This window comes from Desulfocicer niacini (assembly GCF_054657595.1).
This window is the reverse complement of record NZ_BAAHYK010000189.1, coordinates 1-414: the sequence shown is the minus strand read 5'-3', so window position 1 is coordinate 414 and position 414 is coordinate 1. Positions and strand designations below refer to the sequence as shown.

Here is a 414-nt window from a genome sequence, read left to right as displayed (position 1 = left end):
GCAGATAACATGGATATGTTCACGAAGATTCGCTATGGCAGATGGCATTGAGAACCAGCTATCCATTAATACATATTTGGCCCGAAACCCTATATCCATAGCTCTTTTGACCATAGGGACAAGATGTGCCGTACTTTTGGTGACGGCCTCCTGGCGTCGTTGGTATCCACAAGTTCGTTTATCAATATCAGGGCTGATTTCGTTATATCTGTTTTTTTTGTCGGCTGAGGATAAAAGGATAAAATCAATTCCAAGAAAACTGTTTCCATCAGACCAACCCAAGGTAAGCATCCTAAATCCTTTTATATATTTTTTATGCGTATGGTCAAATACTCGGGATAGAAGTTCTACTTTTTTTGAACGGTTCCTGCTATAGGTAGAATCATCAAAAATGAGAACTTCCTCAGTGGAGTC

At 39.9% G+C, this 414-nt stretch carries 1 protein-coding gene; it reads right to left on the bottom strand.

Going from position 1 to position 414, the window contains the following annotated elements; all coding sequences use genetic code 11:
- Positions 1-414 (bottom strand): transposase (locus tag ACYQ2M_RS25320; protein ID WP_459919182.1); only part of this gene is annotated, 414 nt, incomplete at both ends.